20 protein-coding genes and 1 riboswitch are annotated in these 23,494 nt (G+C 57.1%); of the genes, 15 read left to right on the top strand and 5 right to left on the bottom strand.

Features of this window, described 5'->3' with window-relative positions; genetic code table 11:
* The first annotated feature begins 3 nt into the window (after positions 1 to 3).
* The 7 genes from JCM15764_RS11430 to JCM15764_RS11400 all read left to right on the top strand — a co-directional run bounded on the left by JCM15764_RS11430 (position 4) and on the right by JCM15764_RS11400 (position 6,926).
* A complete protein-coding gene (locus JCM15764_RS11430) occupies positions 4 to 1,137 on the top strand; it encodes a PEP/pyruvate-binding domain-containing protein (RefSeq protein ID WP_243688815.1) in 1,134 nt (377 codons plus the stop codon).
* A 52-nt stretch (positions 1,138 to 1,189) separates the two neighbouring features.
* On the top strand, positions 1,190 to 2,692 hold the full coding sequence (gene ppcB / locus JCM15764_RS11425; protein ID WP_054695745.1) for a phenylphosphate carboxylase subunit beta: 1,503 nt from the start codon (positions 1,190 to 1,192) through the stop codon (positions 2,690 to 2,692).
* 88 nt (positions 2,693 to 2,780) lie between these two features.
* A complete protein-coding gene (locus JCM15764_RS11420) occupies positions 2,781 to 4,079 on the top strand; it encodes a Tm-1-like ATP-binding domain-containing protein (RefSeq protein ID WP_243688814.1) in 1,299 nt (432 codons plus the stop codon).
* Between the two features lie 29 nt (positions 4,080 to 4,108).
* Positions 4,109 to 4,579, top strand: a complete 471-nt coding sequence (locus tag JCM15764_RS11415) for a CBS domain-containing protein (RefSeq protein ID WP_054695740.1) — start codon at positions 4,109 to 4,111, stop codon at positions 4,577 to 4,579.
* 54 nt (positions 4,580 to 4,633) lie between these two features.
* Entirely contained in the window at positions 4,634 to 5,239 is a 606-nt protein-coding gene (locus JCM15764_RS11410; protein WP_054695737.1) for a UbiX family flavin prenyltransferase, read from the top strand.
* A gap of 351 nt (positions 5,240 to 5,590) precedes the next feature.
* On the top strand, positions 5,591 to 6,151 hold the full coding sequence (locus JCM15764_RS23170) for a SphA family protein (RefSeq protein ID WP_243688813.1): 561 nt from the start codon (positions 5,591 to 5,593) through the stop codon (positions 6,149 to 6,151).
* Between the two features lie 205 nt (positions 6,152 to 6,356).
* Positions 6,357 to 6,926 carry an HD domain-containing protein gene (locus tag JCM15764_RS11400; RefSeq protein ID WP_054695733.1) on the top strand — a complete coding sequence of 190 codons (570 nt, stop codon included), beginning with the start codon at positions 6,357 to 6,359 and terminating at the stop codon, positions 6,924 to 6,926.
* Positions 6,927 to 7,023: 97 nt separating this feature from the next.
* Here JCM15764_RS11400 and JCM15764_RS11395 read toward each other — a convergent pair whose 3' ends face one another.
* Together JCM15764_RS11395 and JCM15764_RS11390 are read right to left on the bottom strand one after the other, a co-directional pair.
* The gene (locus JCM15764_RS11395) at positions 7,024 to 7,659 is read right to left on the bottom strand and encodes a PP2C family protein-serine/threonine phosphatase (RefSeq protein WP_054695729.1); all 636 of its coding nucleotides are present in this window, start codon (positions 7,657 to 7,659) and stop codon (positions 7,024 to 7,026) included.
* Positions 7,656 to 8,963 carry a PAS domain-containing protein gene (locus tag JCM15764_RS11390; RefSeq protein ID WP_054695726.1) on the bottom strand — a complete coding sequence of 436 codons (1,308 nt, stop codon included), beginning with the start codon at positions 8,961 to 8,963 and terminating at the stop codon, positions 7,656 to 7,658. Before JCM15764_RS11390 ends, JCM15764_RS11395 begins: the two co-directional genes overlap by 4 nt.
* Before the next feature lie 268 nt (positions 8,964 to 9,231).
* A riboswitch (cyclic di-GMP riboswitch) is annotated at positions 9,232 to 9,308 on the top strand.
* A 167-nt stretch (positions 9,309 to 9,475) separates the two neighbouring features.
* Here JCM15764_RS11390 and JCM15764_RS29710 point away from each other — a divergent pair.
* The 6 genes from JCM15764_RS29710 (at position 9,476) to JCM15764_RS11375 (ending at position 12,279) form a co-directional block, all read left to right on the top strand.
* Positions 9,476 to 9,835 (top strand): L,D-transpeptidase family protein, encoded by a 360-nt coding sequence (locus JCM15764_RS29710; protein WP_279384402.1) that lies wholly within the window; start codon positions 9,476 to 9,478, stop codon positions 9,833 to 9,835.
* Complete coding sequence (locus tag JCM15764_RS29705) at positions 9,829 to 10,032, top strand: L,D-transpeptidase family protein (RefSeq protein ID WP_279384401.1); 204 nt, start codon at positions 9,829 to 9,831, stop codon at positions 10,030 to 10,032. Before JCM15764_RS29710 ends, JCM15764_RS29705 begins: the two co-directional genes overlap by 7 nt.
* Positions 10,029 to 10,709 carry an SPOR domain-containing protein gene (locus tag JCM15764_RS29700; protein WP_279384400.1) on the top strand — a complete coding sequence of 227 codons (681 nt, stop codon included), beginning with the start codon at positions 10,029 to 10,031 and terminating at the stop codon, positions 10,707 to 10,709. The genes JCM15764_RS29705 and JCM15764_RS29700 overlap by 4 nt, the downstream gene beginning before the upstream one ends.
* Positions 10,710 to 10,798: 89 nt before the next feature.
* Positions 10,799 to 11,014: a hypothetical protein gene (locus JCM15764_RS11380; protein ID WP_279384399.1), complete on the top strand. Its 216-nt coding sequence runs from the start codon at positions 10,799 to 10,801 to the stop codon at positions 11,012 to 11,014.
* Positions 10,927 to 11,118 carry an alanine-zipper protein gene (locus JCM15764_RS26640; protein ID WP_369412299.1) on the top strand — a complete coding sequence of 64 codons (192 nt, stop codon included), beginning with the start codon at positions 10,927 to 10,929 and terminating at the stop codon, positions 11,116 to 11,118. The genes JCM15764_RS11380 and JCM15764_RS26640 overlap by 88 nt, the downstream gene beginning before the upstream one ends.
* A 138-nt stretch (positions 11,119 to 11,256) precedes the next feature.
* Entirely contained in the window at positions 11,257 to 12,279 is a 1,023-nt protein-coding gene (locus JCM15764_RS11375; RefSeq protein ID WP_279384398.1) for a L,D-transpeptidase family protein, read from the top strand.
* On the opposite strand, the gene JCM15764_RS11370 is transcribed toward JCM15764_RS11375, so the two are convergent.
* Genes JCM15764_RS11370 through JCM15764_RS11365 form a run of 3 tightly spaced genes read right to left on the bottom strand, consistent with a single transcriptional unit; the run spans position 12,198 to position 13,826 of the window.
* On the bottom strand, positions 12,198 to 13,196 hold the full coding sequence (locus JCM15764_RS11370; RefSeq protein ID WP_243688812.1) for a type II toxin-antitoxin system HipA family toxin: 999 nt from the start codon (positions 13,194 to 13,196) through the stop codon (positions 12,198 to 12,200). The genes JCM15764_RS11375 and JCM15764_RS11370 overlap by 82 nt on opposite strands.
* A gap of 35 nt (positions 13,197 to 13,231) precedes the next feature.
* Positions 13,232 to 13,498 carry a hypothetical protein gene (locus tag JCM15764_RS29695; protein ID WP_243688811.1) on the bottom strand — a complete coding sequence of 89 codons (267 nt, stop codon included), beginning with the start codon at positions 13,496 to 13,498 and terminating at the stop codon, positions 13,232 to 13,234.
* Positions 13,485 to 13,826 (bottom strand): helix-turn-helix transcriptional regulator, encoded by a 342-nt coding sequence (locus tag JCM15764_RS11365; protein ID WP_054695829.1) that lies wholly within the window; start codon positions 13,824 to 13,826, stop codon positions 13,485 to 13,487. Before JCM15764_RS11365 ends, JCM15764_RS29695 begins: the two co-directional genes overlap by 14 nt.
* 378 nt (positions 13,827 to 14,204) lie before the next feature.
* Between JCM15764_RS11365 and JCM15764_RS11360 the strand changes: the two genes are divergently transcribed.
* A complete protein-coding gene (locus JCM15764_RS11360; protein ID WP_243688809.1) occupies positions 14,205 to 19,253 on the top strand; it encodes a glucoamylase family protein in 5,049 nt (1,682 codons plus the stop codon).
* Between the two features lie 25 nt (positions 19,254 to 19,278).
* Positions 19,279 to 23,268: a GH36-type glycosyl hydrolase domain-containing protein gene (locus tag JCM15764_RS23160; protein ID WP_243688808.1), complete on the top strand. Its 3,990-nt coding sequence runs from the start codon at positions 19,279 to 19,281 to the stop codon at positions 23,266 to 23,268.
* Positions 23,269 to 23,494: the final 226 nt, after the last annotated feature.

Genomic DNA, 23,494 nt, shown 5'->3' with positions numbered 1-23,494 from the left:
TTGATGATGACTAACACGGCGAAAGTAAATATGGGGAAGTCTGGGAATACGACAAACAAGGACCTGCCCATGGTCTGCTGGTTGGAGGAATGCAAGAAGGATTCGGTACCGCTGGTCGGCGGCAAATGCTCTTCCCTCGGCGAGCTGATCAATGCCGGAGTGCGTGTGCCTCCCGGCTTTGCACTCACCACCGAGGGCTATCGCCGCTTCATGGCCGATGCAGGCATAGATCAGGAGGTGCAATCCCGGTTGGCCGGTATCGACTCCCAGGACATGGATGCACTGGAGAATGCCAGCGCCGGGATTCGCGAAATGATCGAGGCCCAGCCGTTCTCCACGGAAATTGAAGATCTGGTGGCGGAGAAATACCGCAAGCTGGCAGTACGCAGCTGCTTGCCCGCGGTACCGGTGGCAGTACGCTCCAGCGCCACAGCCGAAGACCTGCCGGGGGCCAGTTTCGCCGGCCAGCAGGATACCTATCTCTGGGTGCGCGGGGCGGACGAGGTTCTGCACAACATGCGCCGCTGCATATCCAGCCTCTATACGGGGCGGGCCATTGCCTACCGGATCAACCAAGGGTACGCGGACGAGCAGGTGGCCATTAGCGTCGGCGTGCAGAAAATGGCCAACTCTTTTACCGCAGGGGTGATGTTCACCCTGCACCCGGGCAACGGCGACCGTTCTGTGATTGTCATCGACTCCAACTACGGCTTCGGCGAATCGGTTGTTTCAGGGGAAGTGACCCCCGACAACTTCGTCGTCAACAAGATCACCCTGGATATCCTGGAGCGGACCATCTCCCAGAAGGACATCTATTACACCGTCGACCAGAAGACCCAGGTATCCCGAGCCATAGAGGTGCCCTTCGAACGGCAGAAGGTCCAGTCGCTCATGGACGACGAAATCACCGAGCTGGCCCGGATGGGCAAGCTGATCGAAAAGCATTATGGCCGCCCCATGGACATCGAATGGGCAGTGGACAAGGACCTGCCCTTCGGCGGCAACATCTTCATTCTGCAGGCGCGACCGGAAACGGTCTGGAGCCAGAAACAGCAACCACCAGGCGCCGTCAAGGGAGGCGCTTCGGCCATGGATTACATATTGGCCAGCATGCTCGAAGGAAAACGCCTGACCTGAGAAAACACTATGGGAAGCCATTAGCTTTCAAAAACCAAGAACAGGAGGAAGTATGAGCACAAATCCAAAGGTAAAACCCATCAATGACATCCGCAGTTACATCGCAGCCCTGGAAGCCCACGGGGTCATGCATCGCGTCAAGGCCGAAGTGGACTGGAAATTCGAACTCGCCCACGTATCCAAGGTGAACGAAGAGCAAAAGGGTCCGGCATTGCTCTATGAGAATGTCAAAGGGCACACTATCCCGGTCTTCACCAGTGCCTTCACCACCCCCGAACGCATCGCCATCTGTCTGGAGCAGGACCCGTCCCTTACCATGTGTCAGCTTTCCCGGAAATGGATGGAGCTGACCACCAAGCAGATGATCAAGCCTACCTTCGTTAAAAATCCGCCGGTAATGGAAAACATCATTCCGGAAGATGCGGTCGATCTGGAAAATTTCCCCGCGCCCTGGTTCTATCCCGATGACGGCGGCCGTTTCTTCGGCACCTCCGGTTACCTGGTGACCCAGGACCCTGATACCGGCTGGACTAACCTTGGCACCTATCGTTCGCAGATTTTGGGCAAGAACATCCTTGGCTCACAGATCATCAGCGGCAAGCACGGCGATTTCCACATGAAGAAGTACCAGGAACGGGGCGAGAAGATGCCCGTCGCTTACGTGGTGGGGGGCGATCCGATACTGTTCCTGGCCAGCTCAACCCTGGTCAGCGCCCAGACGGATGAGTATGACGTGGGGGGCGCGCTGCGCGGCCGCCCGATCGAAGTTTTCAAATCGGATCTTACCGGACTGACCCTGCCGGCCAACGCCGAGATCATCGTCGAAGGGTGGATGGACCCGGAGGAACTGATGGAGGAAGGGCCGTTCGGCGAATACACCGGCTATTACTCGGGCAACAAGATGAAGGATTATCCGAAACCGGTGATCCGCGTGAAACGGATCATCCATCGCACCAAGCCGATCTTCTGGTCAACCACGGTCGGCAAGCCGATCAATGACACCCACATGGTCCAATCCATCAACCGCACGGCTACGCTGTGGCACGATCTGGAAACCATGAAGGTGCCGGGAATCCAGAGCGTCTACTTTCCGGCTGCGGCCACCGGTCGTTTCTGGGTCATCGCCTCCGTAAAGCAGATGTATCCGGGGCACTCCAACCACGTGGCCGATGCCATCAACGGCAGCACCACCGGCCATTACGGCGTCAAGGGGATCATCATCGTCGACCATGATATCGCCGCCGACGACATGGACCGTGTCTGGTGGGCGCTGGCCACCCGCTTTGATCCGAAGCGCTCAGTTCAGGTCATCACTCGCGGCCGCTCGACCCCGCTCGATCCGGGCCTGCCCATCGAGGCGCGCGATGTGGTCAGCCGCATCATCATGGATGCCACCACCCCCTACGAGTGGAAAAACAAGCCGAACGAGATCTTCATGGACCGGGCGGTGCTGCAGAAGGTTTCCGACCGCTGGAACGAGTATGGCTTCAGCGGGGTGAGCCCAGTGGCCGAAATGATCCCGCGTCTCACCCGGCCCGAAGTGAAGAAAAAGTAACCATGCAGCGGCAGGCGGCTCCGAGGGGGCTGCTTGCCCATGATTCCCACACCCCCCTCAATCCCCCCTATTTCATAGGGGGGAAGCGTTGAAACTGGCTGCCAGTCTCATACCAAGGAGGTTCATCAACATGGCCCAGAAAAAGGGTATCGTCATCATCTGTAACCTTGATACTCGGGGTGAGGATATTATCTTCGTCAAACACCTGATCGAGCAGCGGGGGCATAAGGCCTATTTCCTCGACTTCAGCATGGAAGAACCACCGCCGTTCAAAGGGGACATCACCTGCGAGGAGGTCGCCCAACGCGGCGGCATGACCATTGAAGCGGTGCGGGAATGCTATCGCTCCGATCGGGACCGTGCCATGGAAAACCAGATCAGGGGCGCCAGCGCCATCGTTGGTGACATGCTTAAGGCAGGAAAAGTCCAGGGAGTTTTTGGCGTTGGCGGAGGAACCTCTTCCCTGGTCGGTACCAGTGTCATGAAAGGTGTGCCCTTTGGCATTCCCAAGCTTATGGCATCCCCCATGGCGGCGCATCCGGTCTACGTTGGCAAATACGTTGGTACCCACGACATAACCATGCACCACACGGTGCTGGACATCGTCAAAATGAACCCGCTGCTCAAGGCCCAGATCACCAACGCCGTCGGCGCCATCTGCGGCATGGTGGAGATGACCCAGGGGACCGACATCCAGTTCGACAAGCCCTGCGTTGCCATTTCCTCGTTCGGCTTCGGTGAAATGGCAGTACAGGCCTCATTGGACATGCTGAACGAGGCCGGTTTTACCCCTATCGTCTGCCACGCCCAGGGCAAGGGGGACAAAGCCATGGAGGATATGATCCGCGCCGGCGCCTTCCACGGGGTACTGGACATCTGCACCGGCGGCATCGTCGAAAACCTCTTCAAGGGCAACCGGGACCCCGGCCCCGACCGGCTGATGGCCGCCGTGGAAACCGGAATTCCCATGGTGCTCGCCCCATGCGGCCTGGACATTCTGTCCTATGGCGGCCGTGCCGATATGCTTGAGAAGACGAAGAACCGGCCCCAGTATGTGCAGGACTCACTGAGGGTTCAGGTGCGTACAACCGCCGAGGAACTGCGCCAGGCCGCCGACGTCATTGCCGATCGCCTCAACCAGGCCCGGGGCGAGTGGACTTTCCTCATTCCACTGAAAGGCTGGTCATCCCAGGACATGGAAGGCCGCATCATCTTCGACCCCATCGCCGACGCCGTCTTTGTCGCCCGACTGAAGGAGAAAGTCGCCGAACCCCACCGGATCAAAGAGGTGGATCTGCACCTTTATACATCCGAATTTGCCCGAGCTGCCGTCGATGAATTCGTACGACTGTATGAAGGATCGCCGGCAAGGGCAGTGGCCCAGTGAGCAAACCCTGCTCAAAAGGAGAGTGTGCAATGATAGTGCGCAATTGGATGCAAAACGATCCCTTGACGATTCCCAGCGACATGCTGGCGTCGGAAGCAAAGCGGGTGCTTATCGACAATAACCTGAATTCGCTGCTGGTGGTGGATAATGGACAGCTGCGCGGCCTCGTGACACGCCACAACATGATGCGCATGGGGCACTATGTGACGCGTACCCAGAATCCGGATGAAGTCAGCTTTTTCATCAACCGGCTCAGGGTCAGGGACATCATGGTCCGCAATCCGGCAACGGTCAATGCGGACGACACCATGGAGCATTGCCTGGATTATGGCAAGAAGCTGCGGGTAGCCCAGTTTCCGGTTATCGAAAATGGCGTGGTGGTGGGGATCATCTCCGCCACCGAAATCTTCCAGCTGGCCGCCCATCTGTGCCGCAGCCTGGAAGCAGGAACCCTCGGAAAAGCACCGCGGCGCCAGGTTTCAGTCCAGGCGTCGCAATAGGAATTGCCGGATTGCCAGACCCAGCCGGTAATTCATGCAAAAAGGAGCAATATCATGAGCCTTCCATTGGTAGTGGCAATCACCGGCGCAACAGGCGTGATCTACGGGGTGGAGATGCTGAGCGTGCTGAAAGGCCTGGGGCAGGAAACCCATCTCATCGTCAGTGACGCGGCGGCCAAGAATCTGGAGATCGAAACCTCGTACACACTTGAGGATGTCAAATCGCTGGCCGACGTGGTCTACGACAACAACGACATCGGCGCCTCGGTAGCCAGCGGTTCCTTCCGCACCCGGGGCATGATCGTCGCCCCCTGCACGGTAAAAACCCTTTCTTCCATCGCCAACTCCTTCACCTATAACCTGGTAGTGCGGGCCGCCGACGTCACCCTCAAGGAGCGGCGACCGCTGGTGCTGATGGTGCGTGAAACTCCATTGCACAAGGGACACCTGGATCTCATGTCGCGGGCTGCCGATTGCGGGGCAATACTACTGCCGCCGATGCCGGCATTCTACCACAAGCCCGAGTCGATCATGGACATCATCCACCAGAGCATCGGCAAGGCCCTGGACCAGGTGGGCATCGAGCATGACCTTTTCAAGCGCTGGAGCGGGCATGACCGAAAGGAACAACTGAGGGAAACACTGCGGATCGCCACGTGAGACCGCTCTGCAGATACCCGTGACGCAATATTTAACAGGCGCAATATCAATCAAGAGGACTACAATGATGGCATCAGCATATAAACACGTCTTCCACATGCTCAGATTTCTTGCCCTATTTTCCCTGCTGTACGCCGGCCCGTGCTGGGCAGGAGGTGGACAGCACTACCCCAATGGAGTCGAAGACTTTGCCGTGGGGGCACTTCCTCCCCCCGGTGTATATCTGGTCAACTACCTGATCCTGGCCCAGAAAAGCAGCCTCAGGGACAATTCGGGGAACGGCCTGCCCGCCAATTTCAAGGCCGACGTGGTGGCCGAGGTACCACGCCTCATCTACGTAAGCCTTATAAAGTGTTGGGAGCCAGTTGGGGTGCCCAGGCCTTCATTCCCTTTTACAGTGCCGACATCAAGAGTGACTCGGCAGCCATCCCCCCACTCAATTTTGATTCCAGGGACAAGGGGATTGGCGATATCATCTTCAGCCCCCTGGTCCTCGGCTGGCACTTCAGTCCGGAGCTCCACGCGGTTTTTGCCCTGGATATGTGGGCGCCCACCGGCAATTATGATAAGGATCGGCCTGCCACCACCCTCCTCTCCAAAAACATCTGGACTTTCGAACCGGTTCTGGCCGTCTCTTACCTGAAGGAGGGTTTGGACATCTCTGCCAAGCTCATGTACGACTTCAACACCAGAAACAGCGACACGAGCACTGATCCTGGACAGGAGTTCCACATGGATTGGGCATTGGGCTATGGCCTGAAGAACGGCCTGACTGGCGGCCTGGTCGGTTACAACTACTGGCAGACCACCGAAGATGAAGTGAACGGTGTCTCGAAAACCAGCGATAAAAGCCGGGTCGGAGGGATAGCGTCGGGATCAAATATTGGCCCAAACAGGGGCCATTCACCATGACCCTCAAGCAGTACTGGGAGTATGGCGCCCGCAACATTGCCACCGGCAATCAGACCCAATTCAAGATTTCCTATGCCTTTTAGGCAACTGCCTTTGGGAAAGGATCCGTCAGACCGGTTTGAACCACTTTCCCCCTCAAAAATCCATTTGAGGGGGAACCCTTACTCAGCAGCCGTTGTCGCCATTACAGATCACGGGTGAGTGCATGGTAAAACTACCGATCTACGAAAAAATCTACGCCTTGGCCAAGCCGTATCTGAATACCCGCAAGAACGACATCCACGTGGAGATTTCCCATGGTTTTGCCTGGCGGTTGCTTGAGGATGAACCAGGTGACCCTGAGGTTGTCATACCGGCTATCCTCTGTCATGACCTGGGGTGGATAAAGCTCACGGAAGAGCTGCAACTAAAGGCGTTCGGCCCCGGTTTCGATCCGGATCTGCGAAGGATTCACGAAGTGGAAGGGGTAAAACTGGCGAGGGGTATCTTAAACCGCCTGGACTATAATCCGCAAAAGACCATGGAGATTCTCCATATTATCGACGGTCATGATTCCCGCCTGCAGGCGATTTCAGACAGCGACAAGATCGTGAAGGATGCAGACAAGCTTTTCCGCTGCACGGCAACCGGCCTGGCAATAGACATGGAACGGTTCCGCCAGGAGAAGGGTCCATATACGCAATGGATCACGGCGCAGATTGACAGCTGGTTTTTCACCGAAACAGGCGCCCGCCTGGCTTGGGCAGAGTTGAGACTGGCCGGGTTTTCTCCCTGAACCGGGACGGGCTGCATTGCACGTGGAAGCTCCTGTGGTCCATTTTGGTCGAAACTGTCAAGAAGGGCACCTATTTCTTCCCCTGGCTTTTTCTCGTCTAAACAATTTTGAAGATGATCATGGTGACGTCGTCAGTACGCTTGAAAAGCATCAACTCCTGCAGCACCGCCCCCATAATCTCTTTTGGATGCAGGCCGCAATGGCTCTCGATAACGCGGCAGAGCCGATCAGTGCCGAATTGTTCACCCTTTGCGTTCTCCGCCTCGATGACGCCGTCGGTATAAAGAACGAGAATATCCCCCGGCTCCAGCACCGTCTCCTTTTCATCGAAACAGACGTTCTTTTTAACCCCCATGACCAGACCATCGGCATCAAGATCGATAAATGCCCGCTGTCCGCAGCGATAGATAAAGGGATGATTGTGTCCGGCATTGGCGTAGGCCAGGGTGGATCTCTGGGTGTCTATCCGCACATAGAACATGCTGATGAGCAACTCTGTCCGCGAAAGGTCGTCGTAGAGCAGCTCATTTACCGCCGTGAGAAGGTCCCGTGGAGACCGGCTGAGATTCACCTTGGCGTGAAGCACGCTGCGCGTGACGCTCATCAACAGCGAAGACCCGATACTGTGCCCTGTGACATCGGCGATAACGGCATCGACAATGTCCTCATCAAGGGCAAAAAAATCATAGTAATCGCCCCCCACCTGCGCTGCAGGAATACAGCAGCAGGTCATGAGCATACCCGGAAGTGACGACGGCACTCGGGGAGGAAGGATTGCTGGATCTGTTTCGCTATGTCCAGCTCCCTGTTTATCATGGCGTTTTCCATCATGGCGGCCGCGGCCTTCTTCTGTTCGGTGATGTCCCGGCCGATGGTCGATACGGCTATCACCTTGCCCTGGGCATCCCTGACCGGCGAATAGGTAACGGACATGTTGATCATTGCCCCATCTTTCCTTCTGCTGACGATCTCGAAATGTTCTATATGCTCCCCCTGCCTGACCCGGTCATGGACATGGAGAAGCTGGGCTGCATTTTCGGGAGGGACAAGCATGGTAACCGGTTGGCCGCGAACTTCGCTCTCGGAATAACCAAAGATCTTTGCGGCGCCCTTGTTCCAACTGGTGATGATGCCATCCACCGTTTTGCCGATCACGGCATCGTCGGAAGCTTCGACGATGCCTGCCAGCCGCTCGTTCTTTTCCTCGGCAAGCCTGCGGTTCGTAATGTCGGAAAAGCTGCCGCGCACCCCCAGGTATTCTTCATTGTCGGCGAAAACCGGGAGACAGATATGATGGACCCAGCGAATATCTCCGTCCGGGCGTACCATGCGGAGCTCCACATCGCTCAAAGCCTTGGTTTTTGCAATGTCGTGACGATGATTGAGCCACATTTGGCGGTCATCCGGATGTAAAATCCTGATCAACAAATCGGCATCGGCGATGAATTCCTCGGCACGATGACCGCTGATGCGCAGGCAGGAAGGAGATGTGTAGAGAAACCGACCGTCGGGAGCCAGCCAGAACTCCCAGTTGTAGGTATTGTCGGCAACGATCCGGTACTTCATCGCAACATCCCGCAAGGCCTGCTCCGCCCGCCTCCGCTCAGAGATATCCCGCCCCTCGGGAACGAGCAGCACCACGTTCCCCTTGTGGTCCTTGACCGGTTTCAGGGAAAAATCCACAAAAATCATTTGACCATCGCCGGTCATATGGGTCGTTTCGAAGCGGACGAACTCACCGCGAGCCGCATCCCCGACGGCCTTGCGCAAACGTTCCTGCTCAATGGAAGAATGGGCCCACCAAGGGGTTTCCCAGAAGAGCTTGCCGATCACCTCCGATTCATGGCCAGTGATGGAACGGTGTGCAGTCTTGTTGATCTTGATCAACGTTCCGTCCGGCTTCAGAAGCCCCATCAGCTGGAAAGCCTCGTCGAAAACGACCTGCAGCAGGGCAAAGCTCTGCTGTGACGTCTCATCTTCAAGGCGGTGTTTGCTTCCGATCCTTTTCAAAAAATCGTCGAGGATTTTCCTTCCCATTGGCCAGCATCCTTATTTCCCACGGAGGGTGGTAAAGTCTTTATATCTCTTTTCCCGGTCCTCCTAGCATGGGACAAGAGTATACCGCTTTTTATTAGAAGTCGCTAGAGAATCTGAGTCTTTCTCCTTTCCCTCCTCAACCAATCCTGATCCATTCGACCTTCCATTGATGTCATTTGCCGACACACCGTCGCTGGCAACATAAATTTAAAAAATATTGACACCGATTCACAGAAATGATAGCAATGCCGGAAATTATTCGAAAGATAGACGATAATACTTAACCATTTGCAAGAATGGGGCGGAAAGCCTATAGGGTCTCACTGAGACAGCCGGGTTGCCGAAATATCACAGGATATTCGGTCCCGGCTTTTTTTGTAGTCCAAACATTTGTTGAAAGGTGTCTCATTTAGCCCATGTGCCGAACATTTGACCTGTCATTCTCATCCAATTTCCCGCTTCGCCTGATGGCCCTCTGCCTGGTCATCCTATCCCTCAATGGATGCGTTGCCATGCAAAGGGCACCGGATGAGCCATTGCCTTACTACCCGGACCAATCTTCCGTCCCGGCAAAGGAGATTGAAAAGACCAGGTTTCGCGTTGCACGGGGCGACGAAGTCATTGGCCGGCTAGGTATCGTGAAGCTCGAAAAGGGGGATACCCTGCCGGATGTGGCACGGCACTTCAGCCTGGGAGTCACGGCAATCAGCGCCGCCAATCCGGGGGTGGACATATGGGTGCCCAAGGAAGGGGAGCAGGTAATTCTGCCGCTGCGTTTCACCCTGCCCGATGCCTCCCGCAAAGGCATCGTCGTCAACCTGGCCACCATGAGGCTCTTCACTATAAGGGGGATAACAACGCACTGGTGGTGACAACCTACCCGGTTGGGATCGGGACCAAGGAGCGGCCCACTCCCATGGGTCAGATGTTCGTGCAGCGCAAGGTAAGCCGGCCGACCTGGTATGTGCCTGCTTCAATAGCAGAGGATCATCGCAAAAAAGGGGATCCTCTGCCCGCCGGGTTCCGCCCGGCCCCCTCAACCCCCTGGGAGAATGCGCGCTCTATTTGAGTAAACCCAGTTACCTGATTCACGGCACCAATAAACCGGCCAGCATCGGTCTTAATGCATCCAATGGCTGCCTGAGACTCTATCCGGAAAACGTGAAGATGCTCTACGATGACACCCCGCTAAAGACACCGGTTGTCATTGTCAACCAGCCCTACCTCATCGGTCAGGATAATGGCGTCCTTTACCTGGAAGCCCATAAGCCCCAGGAAGGCTCGGGCGCCCTTGAATTGGAAAGGATCTATGCGAAACTGAAAGCCATGGAAAAGAAAGGGGCACGCACCCTTGACTGGAAAAAAATCAAGAATGTACAGGTCGAGGCCCGGGGGATCCCCATTCCCATCGAGATGAGTCAAGGGGATGGAGAGGAGGCTGAGAAGCCGATAGAGGTTGAACATCCGGTAAAATTGTATGGCAAGCCGGAAGTCCCTGAACTGAAATCGGACGCGTGGTATGTCCTGGCTGCTAAAATGCGGGATGAAATCGAAGCTCTGCGAATTGCCGCCATTATCAATCACCAGGGTCCGCCAATCCCGGCACGGGTGTTATCGAAGAGCGATGGCCACCGGGTAATCGCCGGCCCTTTTGACGATATCAATGCCGCCAAAGATGCGGTCAAACGCTTGAAAATAGATTTGGAGATCGACGGCATATTGATCGAACCTGAGAAGAAGATATAGTCGCCCCTTTCCGGGGTGGGGAGATATGGGAGCTTTACGCGTTCCCTCTTTTTGCAGAGGGAAATTCAAAAAAAAAGGAGGAGTTAGCAATGAAGAAAAGTCTTTTGGTTATCGTAATAGGGCTTGCTTTTGCCGCGTTGACGGGATGTGCAACAACCGGTGAACTGGAGAAAGTGCAGGCCCAGGAACAGTTGACCGGGGCAAAAGCTGATCAGCCATTCGAGATGCACAAGCTGCCAAGGCGGCAGCCGATGCCGCCAAGCTGCAGGCCGATGCTGCTGCAGCCCGCGTCGAAAATGCATTAAAATTGGCAGAGGAAAGGGAAAAGGCAGCTGCGGAGAGAGAAAAGGCCGCAGATGAAAAGGCGGCGAAAGCTGAAGCTATTTTCCAGAAATCCATGAGGAAGTAAGGTCTACGGATAATGCAATTGGCAGGGTCGCAAAGCCCTGCCAATTCTTTATCTACAATTTTAGAGGTCTGGCCAGTGCAAATGGGTGAGAGTGTCAAATCAAAGAGGGGCCGCAGACTATGTCATTTCTGTATCTGCATGGTAATTGCCCTTATCTGCGGATGCAGTCATTTCAGTGAAGAATATAAAGCCAGGCCGACCTTCGAAGAAGCGAACAAACTATTCAGCCAGGGCAGTTACCACTCCGCCCTCTCCAAGTACAAGCAGATCAAGGAACAACATCCCACCATGGGGGACAGGGTTCTGTTCGAGATGGGCGTTATTCATGGGCATCCGCAGAATGAGCAGAAAGATTATGAAAAAGCCCTGGAATGCTTTAAGAAACTCGTAAGGGATTATCCTGGCAGTGGCTACCGGCAGGACAGTGAGATGATGATATTTTATATCAACAATGTCACACTCAAGGACGGGGCGATTGCGGCACAGCAGCAACAGAACGAGACACTCCGGCACGAGGCTGCAACGCTCCGGCACGAGGTGAAAGGCAAGGAGTCCGAGATTGCCCTGCTGCAGAAAAAGATCGAAGGGCTGGAACAGAAAATCTCCGCCCTGACGATTCAGAAGGTGACTGCAGACAGGATTCTGATAGAAAAAAAACAGCGGCGTTTGACCTTGTTCTCCAAGGGCGAGGTGCTCAAAACCTACCGGATAGCCCTGGGGGGAAATCCAGACGGCCCGAAAGAAAGGCAGGGAGATAACAGGACCCCGGAAGGAACCTACTTCATCGATTCAAGAAACAGGGACAGCCGCTATCACTTTGCTCTCCATATTTCCTATCCAAATGAGCGGGACAAAAGGCGGGCAAAAGAACTGGGTGTTGCTCCGGGAGGAAACATCATGATCCACGGCCTCAAGAATGGTTTCTCCTATGTTGGCGATCTGCACACCAAGGCCGATTGGACCAAGGGATGTATTGCCGTAACCGACGAAGAAATAGCGGAAATTGCCAAGCAGTGCCAAACGGTACAGTTGTGGAAATACGGCCATAGACGGTCTTTTTCAGGCATCAACACTTTTCCTCATCCTTGGCCGAACCTGCGGGCCGACCCTTCAAAAGGACCACCGTCCAAGCCTTCGAAGGCAAACGGATTCAATACTTGATTTCGCCATAAAAGATTGCGATCTACCGGGCTCAAAGCTGCCTCATCGCAGACCTTTGACCAATTTCCCTCAATGCAATCAATCTGCCGTTCCACAATTTCGAGAGCCTCTTCTTCGTTAAGCAGGAAATGGGGAGCGGCCTCCAGGCAAGTGATTATACGGCTTGAGCTGTTATTACCCACTATCTGCATGGCTTGTGAGGCGATTCGCCCGTGTCTGGGCTGCGGACAGATGTCATATGCCGGGGTAAGCTTCAGCATGCGGCCGTCCCAAAAGGCAGCGTGGTTACGGGCGTGATCGTCGGTGTTGCCCATAAGGATGTTGAAGACAATGCGGGAGAAAAGTTCTCGAAGTGTTCCCGGTGCGTCTGTAAATTTTTCCCGCACCAGATTCGCCAAATCATGATAGCTGGCATACCTCGCCATCATCTCGTCCAGCTGCAGCATTGTAAGTGCAGAAACAATCCCCTTTCGCTGCCACTCAGCACCTTTTGGGATGCGATCGAAGCGGGCAACCATCAGCACATCTTTTCCGGCGGCCTTTGAAAGCGAAACAGGGGCTACTTTCAAACCTGCTATGGCAGCTAATCTCATGGCAATGAACTCGGCCTTAACGACCGAGTACACATCAGTGGAAGTCGAAAATTTGGCGATATATTTATGAGAATTGCTTTCAACCAGGGCTTTGGGCCGAGCACCGCCGATAGAGGTGCCGTGCTGCAGAGCCTGAGCGAGCTCCTGCGTCAGAGGTATTCCTCTTTCTATCAGCTCCGCGGCTTCGACTAGCTCCTCAAGAAGCGCGCCAGTGGCCTGCCTCGGTTCATAGTGCGTTGGAGAAAGCTGGAAATCCAGCGCACCGATCCGCTCTGATCCCGATTCGATCAGGTAAGTCAATTCATCAATGGTGCCGGGATCCATATGCGCGGCTTTTGTCCCGAACCTCCTGTTCAGAATTACTCTTCGCCCCCAAGCATCAGGGCTGCATCTCTCAAACAGCCCGGTATGCTGAGACCAGGGAGCAGGGGGATCAGTCCTTGGCGGAGCGGTAATTCTGTATCATAAATAGGGATAGCATTATCTCGGCTGAGGTAGCTGCGACCATAGTTAAAGATGTAGGTCGTTCCATGGGCCGTCAGTTTTCCTGCAACGACGGGTTTGGTCTCACCAGGAAGCCAGATCCACACATACAGCTCTTTGGGGCTTTGGTCAGAAGTCATCATCTACTGCCCTCGTTGAAGAGCGGACCCGGCTAGGTAGAACCGCGAGTTTGTCGTTAACCCGGCCAAGGTGCAGAGCGAGAGTAGCACGATCGTCCATATCGAACAATTTCACCCCCACAAGGACAGCCAACTCAAAAAAAAGACCGATAGCGCACCGTGGGTCTCCCCGTTCGATCCTTTGCAAGGTCCGTCTACTAATACCCGCACGTCCCGCCAGATCGTCCTCTGACATTTTGCGCTCTCTTCTGTTCAGCTTGATTAACTTGCCGAGAAGTTCCGTTGCATCTTGAGTTGCAGGGAGAAAAGTTCTGTTCTGTGGAGAAGGCATCATCTCACCATTGGATACTATAGTAATCATTAAGTGCTTTATGAATACTATAGTAATCATTTTTATAAAGCTGTCAAGAAGGTACTTTTTTGACGGAAAAGGCTTGCCCGATGGCCTTCGAAACTAAACTAGCCGCTTAACTTCGTGTCTCTTTGAGAATCAAACATATCTATTACGTTAGGAACAGCGTACAGTGAACCTTGACCCACCTTCCGAAAGCGTTTCTCTTAGTCATTTCGAAGCCTCTCCATTCCGGTCCTCACCAGCCACTTCTCAGTCTTTCCTCTGGAACAATCCGTACAGTTCCTTTCCGAGCTTACCGTTCAGTGAATCCTTCATTGGCCGAATGCTTGGACTGCAGGTGCAAAGGAACATATTGTGGATGCTGGCGTTATCATTTGTTATTTCGCAAAACAGGACGAATCCAGGAACGCTCTCCGGCAATTAGGACGACAGGGTTTCCGCCGTACCGCCCTCATACATAAAGGGAAAGATGGGGACATTCGCCTGACGGACCCCTTCGTCTGGCGCCGTGCCGTCGGGGCGATACTGGTGAGCCTTCTGTTCGGCGTTACCGGAGGTGTCGGCTCTTTCCTCCTGCACTGGTTGCAGTTGATTCCCGCCGGTAATATTTCTACCCCCCTGACCATCATCCTGACGAGTGCCTCCATCGGTGCAGTGGCCGGACTGGTTTGGTTACGGCGCTCCCGCTACGGCATAGATCATAAAATCATAAGCGATCATGCCCGCTGGCTCGTCCCGGGAGAGTCGGTGCTGATTCTCCAGGCACCAGTCGATTCTTTACAGCATCCCGTGGCTATGCTGCGGAAAACAAGTGAAATACCACCGGCCCTGTTCGCCATGCACCCAAAGAGGGAGCGACGGGGCGAGGCGCGGCGCCCTGCGGCAAAGCTGTCTCCGACACAGATTCAGGAACATGCCCGGCGTCATGCCGGTGAGCAGCAAGTGGACCCGAGCCCGCAGCACACTACCGAGCTGCTCAAGCGTATCAAGCAGTCCCGTCAATGGGTCCGTCAGGTTTGCAAGGATCTCACCGCAGCGAGCCGCCTGGAGCAGAAAGCAACTCCGGCCGCCGATTGGATCTTGGATAACGAGTACATACTCGAAGGAAACGCCCGCGATGTTCTGCTGAACCTGCCCCGCAGCTTTTATCAGCTGCTGCCTACGCTGTCGTCAGATCCGTATCGTGGCTTGCCCTGCATATACGGCCTTGCCAAGGATCTCGTTTCCCATACGGAGCAGCGTCTGGACCGGGAAAATATCCAGGCATTCATTGAGGCCCATCAATCGGTACGCACGCTGACCATCGGCGAACTCTGGGCAATTCCGCAGATGCTGCGCATCGCCTTGATCGAAAGCATCCAGAGCCTTGCAGTCACCGCCCTGGCAGACTTGCACGAACGTCAGCTTGCGGACTTCTGGGCCAATCGGTTGATCGCCGCCAATCGTCGCGACACTAACCAACTCTTCGCGCTCCTGGCGGAACTTGCTGCTACCGTGCCACACCCGACCCCCTATTTCGGTGCCCAACTGGTTGGCCTGCTCTATGACGAAGCGGCAGCCTTGGCGCCGGTGCAGAGCTGGCTGGAGCGCACGCTGAAAACGTCCCTGCAGGACCTCCATCAGCGTGAGCAGAACCGGCAAACCAGTGAGCAGTTGTCCTGCGGCAACGCCTTCACCAGTCTGCGCCAGCTTGCCCTTTTGGACTGGCGGGAGATCTTTGAGAAGCTGAGTAAAGTTGAGTCGATACTGCGCCGCGATCCTGCCGGGATTTACGCGGGGATGGATTTCATGACACGTGACCGCTGCCGGCGCACGGTCGAAGAGCTGGCCCGTCGCGCAGCCATGAGCGAGGAAGAGGTTGCGGAACGGGTCGTTAAGCTGGCGACAGTGGCTCCGCATGAAGGGGCGACCGATGATCGGCTCCACCACGTGGGCACCTGGTTGACGGGTGCGGGACGGGCTGAGCTGGCCCGGCTGCTCCCCTGCCGAGAAGCACTTCACTATCGCACCCTGGAATGGGTCTATCGCCACCATGCTGCCGTCTACGCCCTGGGCATCGTTGGTTTCTCCACTCTGTTTCTCTCACCGATCGCCGTCTTTGGCCTGACCGGCGTATCAACCGTCATCAGCCTGGGGCTGGTGCTGCTCCTTTTGATCCCGGTCAGCCAACTGGCCATCGAGGTCGTCAACTACCTGGTCACACGACTTCTCCCTCCCCGGACCCTGCCCAAGATGGATTTTGCGGATTCGGGGATTCCCGACGCTTTCCGCACCCTGGTGGTCGTGCCGATGATGCTGACCAACGGTGAGACGGTACGCGCCGAGGTGGAGAAGCTGGAGATCCGTTATCTGGCCAACAAGGAAGCAAACCTGCTCTTCAGCCTCTTCACGGACTACACCGATTCAGTGACGCTTTCCCATGAAGACGACAGGGAGCTCCTGCAGACGGCCAGGACCTGCCTGGAAGCTCTCAACCAGCGTCATGGGGGCAATCGTTTTTTCCTCTTTCATCGGGAACGGACCTGGACTGAGTCAGAACAAAAATTCATCGGCTGGGAGCGCAAACGGGGGAAGCTGGAGGAACTGAACCGCCTGATCGACGGTACGCGGCCGGATGGCGCTCTGCCTCTGGTCTATGTTGGCGATGCGGATCATCTCACCGACGTGCGCTTCATCATTACCCTGGACAGCGACACGCAGCTGCCGCACGCAGCGGCCCGCCGGATGGTGGAAACGCTGGCTCACCCCCTCAATCAGCCGCGATTCGATGCCGCGGGAAACATCGTGGCCGGCTACACGATCATCCAGCCGCGGGTGAGCCCGTCCCTGCCAAGCACCAGTGTCTCCACCTTCAGCCGGCTCTTTGCCGATGCAGTGGGTATCGACCCTTACACCCAGGCGGTTTCCGATGTCTATCAGGACCTGAGCGGGGAAGGGTCATACCATGGCAAGGGGATCTACGACGTGCGCGCCTTCAGCCGGTTGCTGTCGGGGCGGTTTCCCGAAGAGTGGGTCCTAAGCCATGACCTGATCGAAGGTGCCCATGTGCGGGTTGGATTGGCCAGCGATATCGAGCTGTTCGACGAGTTCCCCCAAGGCTACCAGAGCTACAGCAGTCGGGCCCATCGCTGGATTCGTGGTGACTGGCAGATCGCCGGCTGGATTTTCCCCCGTGTGCCCCAGGCCAAGGGCGGACGGGGGGCAAACCCCCTTTCTCTGCTGAATCGCTGGAAGATTCTCGACAACCTGCGCCGAAGCCTTTTGCCGGCCTTGAGCCTCTGCTTGTTGAATGCCTCCTGGCTAGCTTCCCCGAGAATAGGCGCCATCGCCACCCTGGTTGTGGGCATGCAGCTTCTCTTTCACCCGCTGGCACAGCCCTTTACCATGGCCACCACCCGCAAGGGGTTAAAGTACTTTGACCTGTCAAAGGTGATGCACGATTTACTACGGGCGACCGCCGATGCTGCGCTACTGCCCCACCAGGCAGCCGTGGCCCTGGATGCCATTGCCCGGGTCTGGTACCGCCGCCTGATCTCCCGGCGCGGGCTGCTGGAATGGACAGCCCAGGCTACCCACTGGAAGGCCTCCCGCCGCCAGCCGGTTTTCATTGCCAGTCTGACCTTGGGCAGCCTCTTCAGTGGCGCTGCTGGATGGGCGATCTGGCAGGCCATGCCCGAGAGCCTGCCCCTGGCACTCCCCTGGCTTGGGCTATGGTTTTTCTCGCCGCTGCTTGGCTGGCTCCTGAACCTTCGCCCGGCTGAGCGCCAGGAAGACTGTCCCCTGCCGGAAAAGGATCGCCATTTCCTCAGGCAGGTCGCCCGCCGAACCTGGCGTTATTTCTCAACATTTGTCAGCGAGGAAACATCATGGCTGCCCCCCGACAACTACCAGGTCTCCCATCTCAATCACCTGGCCATGCGTACCAGCCCCACCAACATCGGCCTGTGGATGACCAGCGCCTTGGGCGCCCATGATTGCGGCTACCTCACCATCAACCAGGTTATCGAGTCACTGACCCGCACCATGAAAACCATTGGCCGTCTGGAACTCCATCAGGGTCACCTCCTGAACTGGTACGATATCCAGACTTTGGCCCCCCTCGAACCGCGCTACGTTTCAGGCGTCGACAGCGGCAACCTGCTTGGTGCCCTGGTGGCTCTGGAACAAGGGCTTGACGAGCTGGTGAATGGACCGGTTCTGGATGGCAAGGCCTTTGCCGGCTTTTACGATACCGGCAGCATCCTCAAGCAGGTGGCAGGCACGGAGCGGCTTGGTGGCTTCGATATCCGGATCCTCGACACGCTCTTGAGCCAGTGGCAATCTCCATCCGATCACCTGGGTGAAGCACTGGGCCTGCTGCGGGAAATGGAGGCCAGTTTCAGGGTCTCTCCGGTGCCAAAAGGTGCGGCCTCCTGGGCCGGTGAGATGGAGGAACAGGTGGCAGCGTGGCTGACGATCGCCAATCGCTATCTTAACTGGGCGGAAATTCTTGCCGAGAAGACGGAACTGGAACTGGCCCCGCTGGGCCAGCCGGCTCTTCTCGCCATCCGTCAGGACTTGTCCAAAGCGCCGCCCCTCTTTGACCTTGCCCACGGCCTGGTGGATTCAATCCGGATTCTGAAAGCCGTTCAGGCAGAGTCCCCCCAAGCTGCAGAGCACCTCGCTCCCTGGATCAACCGGATCATCGAGGCATTTGCTACCTCCCAGTGGCTGGCGGGGGAAACACTGGCAGTGGCTGAGCAGCTGCGCACAGACGTCCGCAAACTGTCTGCCGGCATGGACATGGGATTCCTCTATGACCCGAAGCGAAAACTGTTCGCCATCGGCTATAACGTCTCTTCAAACCGTCTCGACGTCTCCAGCTACGACCTCCTGGCCAGTGAGGCCCGGCTTGGCAGTTTCGTCGCTATCACCCGGGAGGATGTTCCACTGGAACATTGGTTCTCCATGAGCCGCCCCTACGGCGCCATCGGTCGGCAACGGGTGCTGCTCAGCTGGACCGGGACCATGTTTGAATATCTGATGCCGCTCCTGTTCCAGCACTCCTACGGCAACTCCCTTCTTGACAAGGCTGCCAAAGAAGCGGTTTCCGTTCAGATTGCCTATGGCCGCACCCATGGTGTGCCGTGGGGCATCTCCGAGTCTGGCTTTGCCGATCTGGACCTGAACAAGAACTATCAGTACAAGGCATTCGGTGTTCCGTCTCTTGGCTTAAAGCGGGGACTCGAGGACAAGCTGGTCGTCGCTCCCTATGCCACGCTGCTGGCGCTGAATGTAGCCCCGGACGAGACGGTGAAAAATCTGCATAAACTGACCGGGTTAGGCATGCTCGGGGAGTACGGCTACTACGAAGCATGGATTTCAGCCGGCAACCCCAGCGGGACGCCGGCAGCCAGACCCTAAAGCGAGGGGTGATCATCGAAGCTATATGGCCCACCACCAGGGGATGGCGTTCCTGGCTTTGACCAACTTCCTCCATGGCAATCCGTTCCCGCGCCGCTTTCATAGCGAGCCCCGTGTGCGTGCCTTCGAGGCCCTTCTTCAAGAGCGCATCCCTATCTTGCCGCCATTGCACCTGATCTCGACGCGGCCAAATGAGCCGGAGCTTTTGGGTGAAGATCTGATCGCGCCGGCAGGCAGCACCTTTACCACGCCCCATACGAACACGCCGAAGAGTCTTCTACTCTCCAACGGTCGCTACGGTCTGATGATTACCAACAGCGGTGGCGGCTACAGTCAGTGGGGAAACCAGGAACTCACCCGCTGGCGGTCGGATCAGACCCGTGATGGGTTCGGTACCTTTTGCTACATCCATGAGGCCGACCAGGATCGCCTCTGGTCTACGGCCTGGCATCCGGTGGGAAGCAAGCCGGATGGCTATACCGTGGACTTTTCACTGGACCGGGCCATATTCCGGCGCACCGATTACGGAATCCATACGGAAACAGAAGTCGTCGTCTCACCGGAAGACGATGTGGAAATCCGTCGGATCACCCTGGTAAACCGCTCTGCCCGCGCCCGCCACCTGAACCTGACCAGCTATATCGAACTCTCCATGGCACCCCACAACGCAGACCGGCAGCACCCGGCCTTCAACAAGCTCTTCATCCAGACCGAAGCAGTGCCTGGCCATCAAGCGCTCCTGGCCTACCGGCGATCGCGGAGCGAGAACGACCCCCCCCTTTATGTGGCCCACCGCTTGACCTTCGAGCAGGCCGGAGATGACTCCTTCACGGAAAACAAGTGGCAGTTCGAAACCGACCGGAGACGGTTCATCGGCCGCGGCCGAACCCTGGCCAATCCCATGGGGGCCGTGCAGGAGCTCGGCAAAAGCCAGGGGTTTGTGCTCGATCCGGTTCTCAGCTTGCAACAGAGTCTTACCCTGGAACCGGGGGGGCGTGCCCGTATTTTACTGGTGCTCGCTGCCGGGGCAACCCGCGACCAGGTGCTGCTGCAGATGGACAAATACAGCGACCCCCACGCCACCCAACGGGCCATGGATTTTGCCTGGAATTCGGCGCAGCAGGAGTTGCAGATGCTTCGCCTTCAGCCTGACGAAGCGCGCCGTTTCCAGCAACTGGCAAGTCACCTGCTCTTTACCAATTCCCTGCTGCGGGCTCCAGCCGAACGCCTGGAGGAAAACCGCAAAGGGCAATCGGGATTGTGGCCCTACGCCATCTCGGGTGACCTGCCCATGACTCTGATTACCATTGGCGAGGTGCGGGAGATCAGCCTGATCCGCCAGATGCTCCAGGCCCACACCTATTGGCGGATGCACGGCTTGTCCACCGACCTGGTGATTCTCAATGAGGAGGCCGGGAGTTACGAACGGCCACTCCATGAACGACTGGAACAGCTGATCCAGGCACACAGCCTCTCCGCAGCCTCTGATCGGCCGGGCAGCATCTTTTTGAAGAACGCCGCACAGATCCCGGAGGAAGACCTGAAACTGCTGAAGGCGGCAGCCAGTGTGGTGCTGGTGGCTGCCCGTGGCACGCTGCCCCAGCAATTGGGGGTTCAGGTCGAAATCCCTGAACTTGTGGAACAACTGATTCGCAGAGCCTCTCCCCGTGACCCTTCGGCGCCGCTCCCGTTCATGGAGTTGCATTACTTCAACAGCCTGGGCGGGTTTACCCAGGACGGCCGCGAGTACGTGATCTATCTCGGCCCCGACACCAATACACCCGCTCCATGGGTGAACATCATCGCCAATCCTGCCTTCGGCACCATGGTCAGCGAAACGGGGTCCGGCTTCACCTGGTGTGGCAACAGTCAGCGCAACCGTCTTACCGGTTGGTCCAACGACCCGGTGCTGGACCCCACAACAGAGGCCCTATATCTGCGCGACGAAGAGAGCGGCATCTTCTGGTCACCGACCGCCGCACCCGTCCGTGAGGAAAGTGCTTACCGGGCTCGGCATGGCGCCGGCTACACCGTCTTCGAACATAACAGTAACGGGATTGAGCAGGAGCTGACGGTTTTCGTCCCGGTGGATGAGGCCGGGGGAGAGCCGGTAAAACTGCAGCGACTGGTGCTCACCAATGCCTCCGACCGCAGGCGCAGGCTTTCGGTCACCTACTATGTGGAGCTAACCCTGGGCGAAAACAGGGAAAACCCGCAAATGCATGTGATGACCAACTGGGACGATGAGGCCAAGGCCCTGCTGGCGCGTAACCACTATCATCCCGAATACGGGGAGCGAGTCACCTTCGTGGCAATCACTCCCCAGCCAGAGTCCTATGGCGGCGATCGTAGTGCCTTCATCGGACGCAATCGATCATTGATGGATCCGGCTGCCATGGGACAGGCCCGGTTGTCGCAACGGACCGGAGCCGGCCTCGATCCGTGCGCCGCACTCCAGGTGACACTGGAATTGGCGCCTGGAGAGCGACGTGAGGTCAGCTGCATGATGGGCCAAGCCGAATCGGTTGCCCAGGCCCGGACTCTGGTGCTCCGCTTTCGGCAGGATGGGGCACTGGAGGAGGCGCTCGATCAGGCGAAGGCCTGGTGGGATCGCCTGCTCGGCACCATCGAAGTGCATACACCCGAGCTTGCCGCAGACCTCCTGATCAACCGCTGGCTCCAGTACCAGTCCTTAAGCTGCCGCATCTGGGGACGCTCAGCCTTTTACCAGTCAGGGGGGGCTTTCGGCTTTCGTGACCAGTTGCAGGACGTCATGGCCTTCCTCCATGCCCGCCCCGAACTGGCACGGGATCAGATCCTTCTGGCGGCGACCCGTCAGTTCAAGGAGGGGGATGTCCAGCATTGGTGGCATGAACCTGCCGGCGCCGGCATTCGCTCGCGTATTTCCGACGACCTCCTCTGGCTTCCCTATGTGGTCGCCCACTACGTTCGTACCACCGGCGATACGGAGATCCTTCTGGCTGAGGTGCCTTTCCTCAATGCCCCAACGCTGGCAGACGATCTGCACGAGGTATTCTCCACACCCGAGGTCACTTCTGAACGGGCAACACTCTTCGAACACTGCCGGCGAGCGGTCGCCCGGGGGCTGACGGTAGGCCCGCACGGGCTGCCCCTGATGGGGACCGGAGACTGGAACGACGGCATGAATCTGGTTGGGGCCGAGGGTAAAGGTGAGAGCGTCTGGCTCGCCTGGTTCCTTTGTGACTGTCTGCAGGGGATGGCCGAACTGTCCACACTCCTGCACGAGCCGGAGCTGAGCCGGACCTATGAAAATGACCGGTACGCCCTTATCCAATGGGTCGAGCAGGCTGGTTGGGACGGTGAGTGGTATCTGCGAGGAACCTTCGACGACGGCACCCCTCTCGGGTCCGCGGCCAATAGGGAGGCACGGATCGATTCTCTGCCCCAGTCGTGGGCGTGGCTGTCTGGCGCCGCTGATCCAAAGCGTGCGGAGCAGGCCCTGGAATCGGCCTGGCACCATCTTGTCCTCAGGGATGAGAGGCTGGTGCTGCTCTTCCAGCCCCCATTCGACAGATCGGAACCATCGCCGGGCTACATCAAGGGCTATCCACCAGGGGTGCGGGAAAACGGCGGTCAGTATACCCATGCCGCTCTCTGGATGGCCATGGCCATGGCCCGCAAAGGGGACGGGGAGCGGGCGGTGCAGCTTTTGCGCATGCTCAATCCCATCGAGCACGCCCGGGATGCCGAAGCGGTCTGGCGCTACGGGGTTGAACCTTACGTAGTTGCCGCCGACGTCTACCGGCTGCCTGGACGGGTGGGGCAAGGTGGCTGGTCCTGGTATACCGGTTCGGCAGCCTGGATGTATCGGGCCTGGATTGAAGAGGTCCTGGGTTTACAGGTGAAGAACGGGCAGATGCGGGTTAATCCGGTCATCCCGCTAACGTGGGAAGCTTCAGCCTTCGCTATCGCCACGGCGAAACGGTCTATGCCATCCATGTCGAGAATCCGGACGGCTGCCAGCAAGGTGTAGCCTGGGTTGAAATGGATGGTCAGCGCGTTCCCGATGGCGTGATCACTTTGGAGCGGGGGCTGGTGAAACATCAGGTTGTTGTCCGGATGGGGGCGCCAGAGGGATTGTCGTCGACGCCGAAAGATGCATGCTTAACACGGTAATTAAAAAAGAATCACCGACTTCACTACTAACTCTCTGGTGAGAGTTTTGGTGAAAGGCGGGGGTGGAACTAACGGCTACCCTC

The organism is Geotalea toluenoxydans JCM 15764, assembly GCF_001311985.1.
GTDB lineage: Bacteria > Desulfobacterota > Desulfuromonadia > Geobacterales > Geobacteraceae > Geotalea > Geotalea toluenoxydans.
Note: the sequence above shows the minus strand (reverse complement) of the source record. Positions and strands in the feature narration are given on the sequence as shown.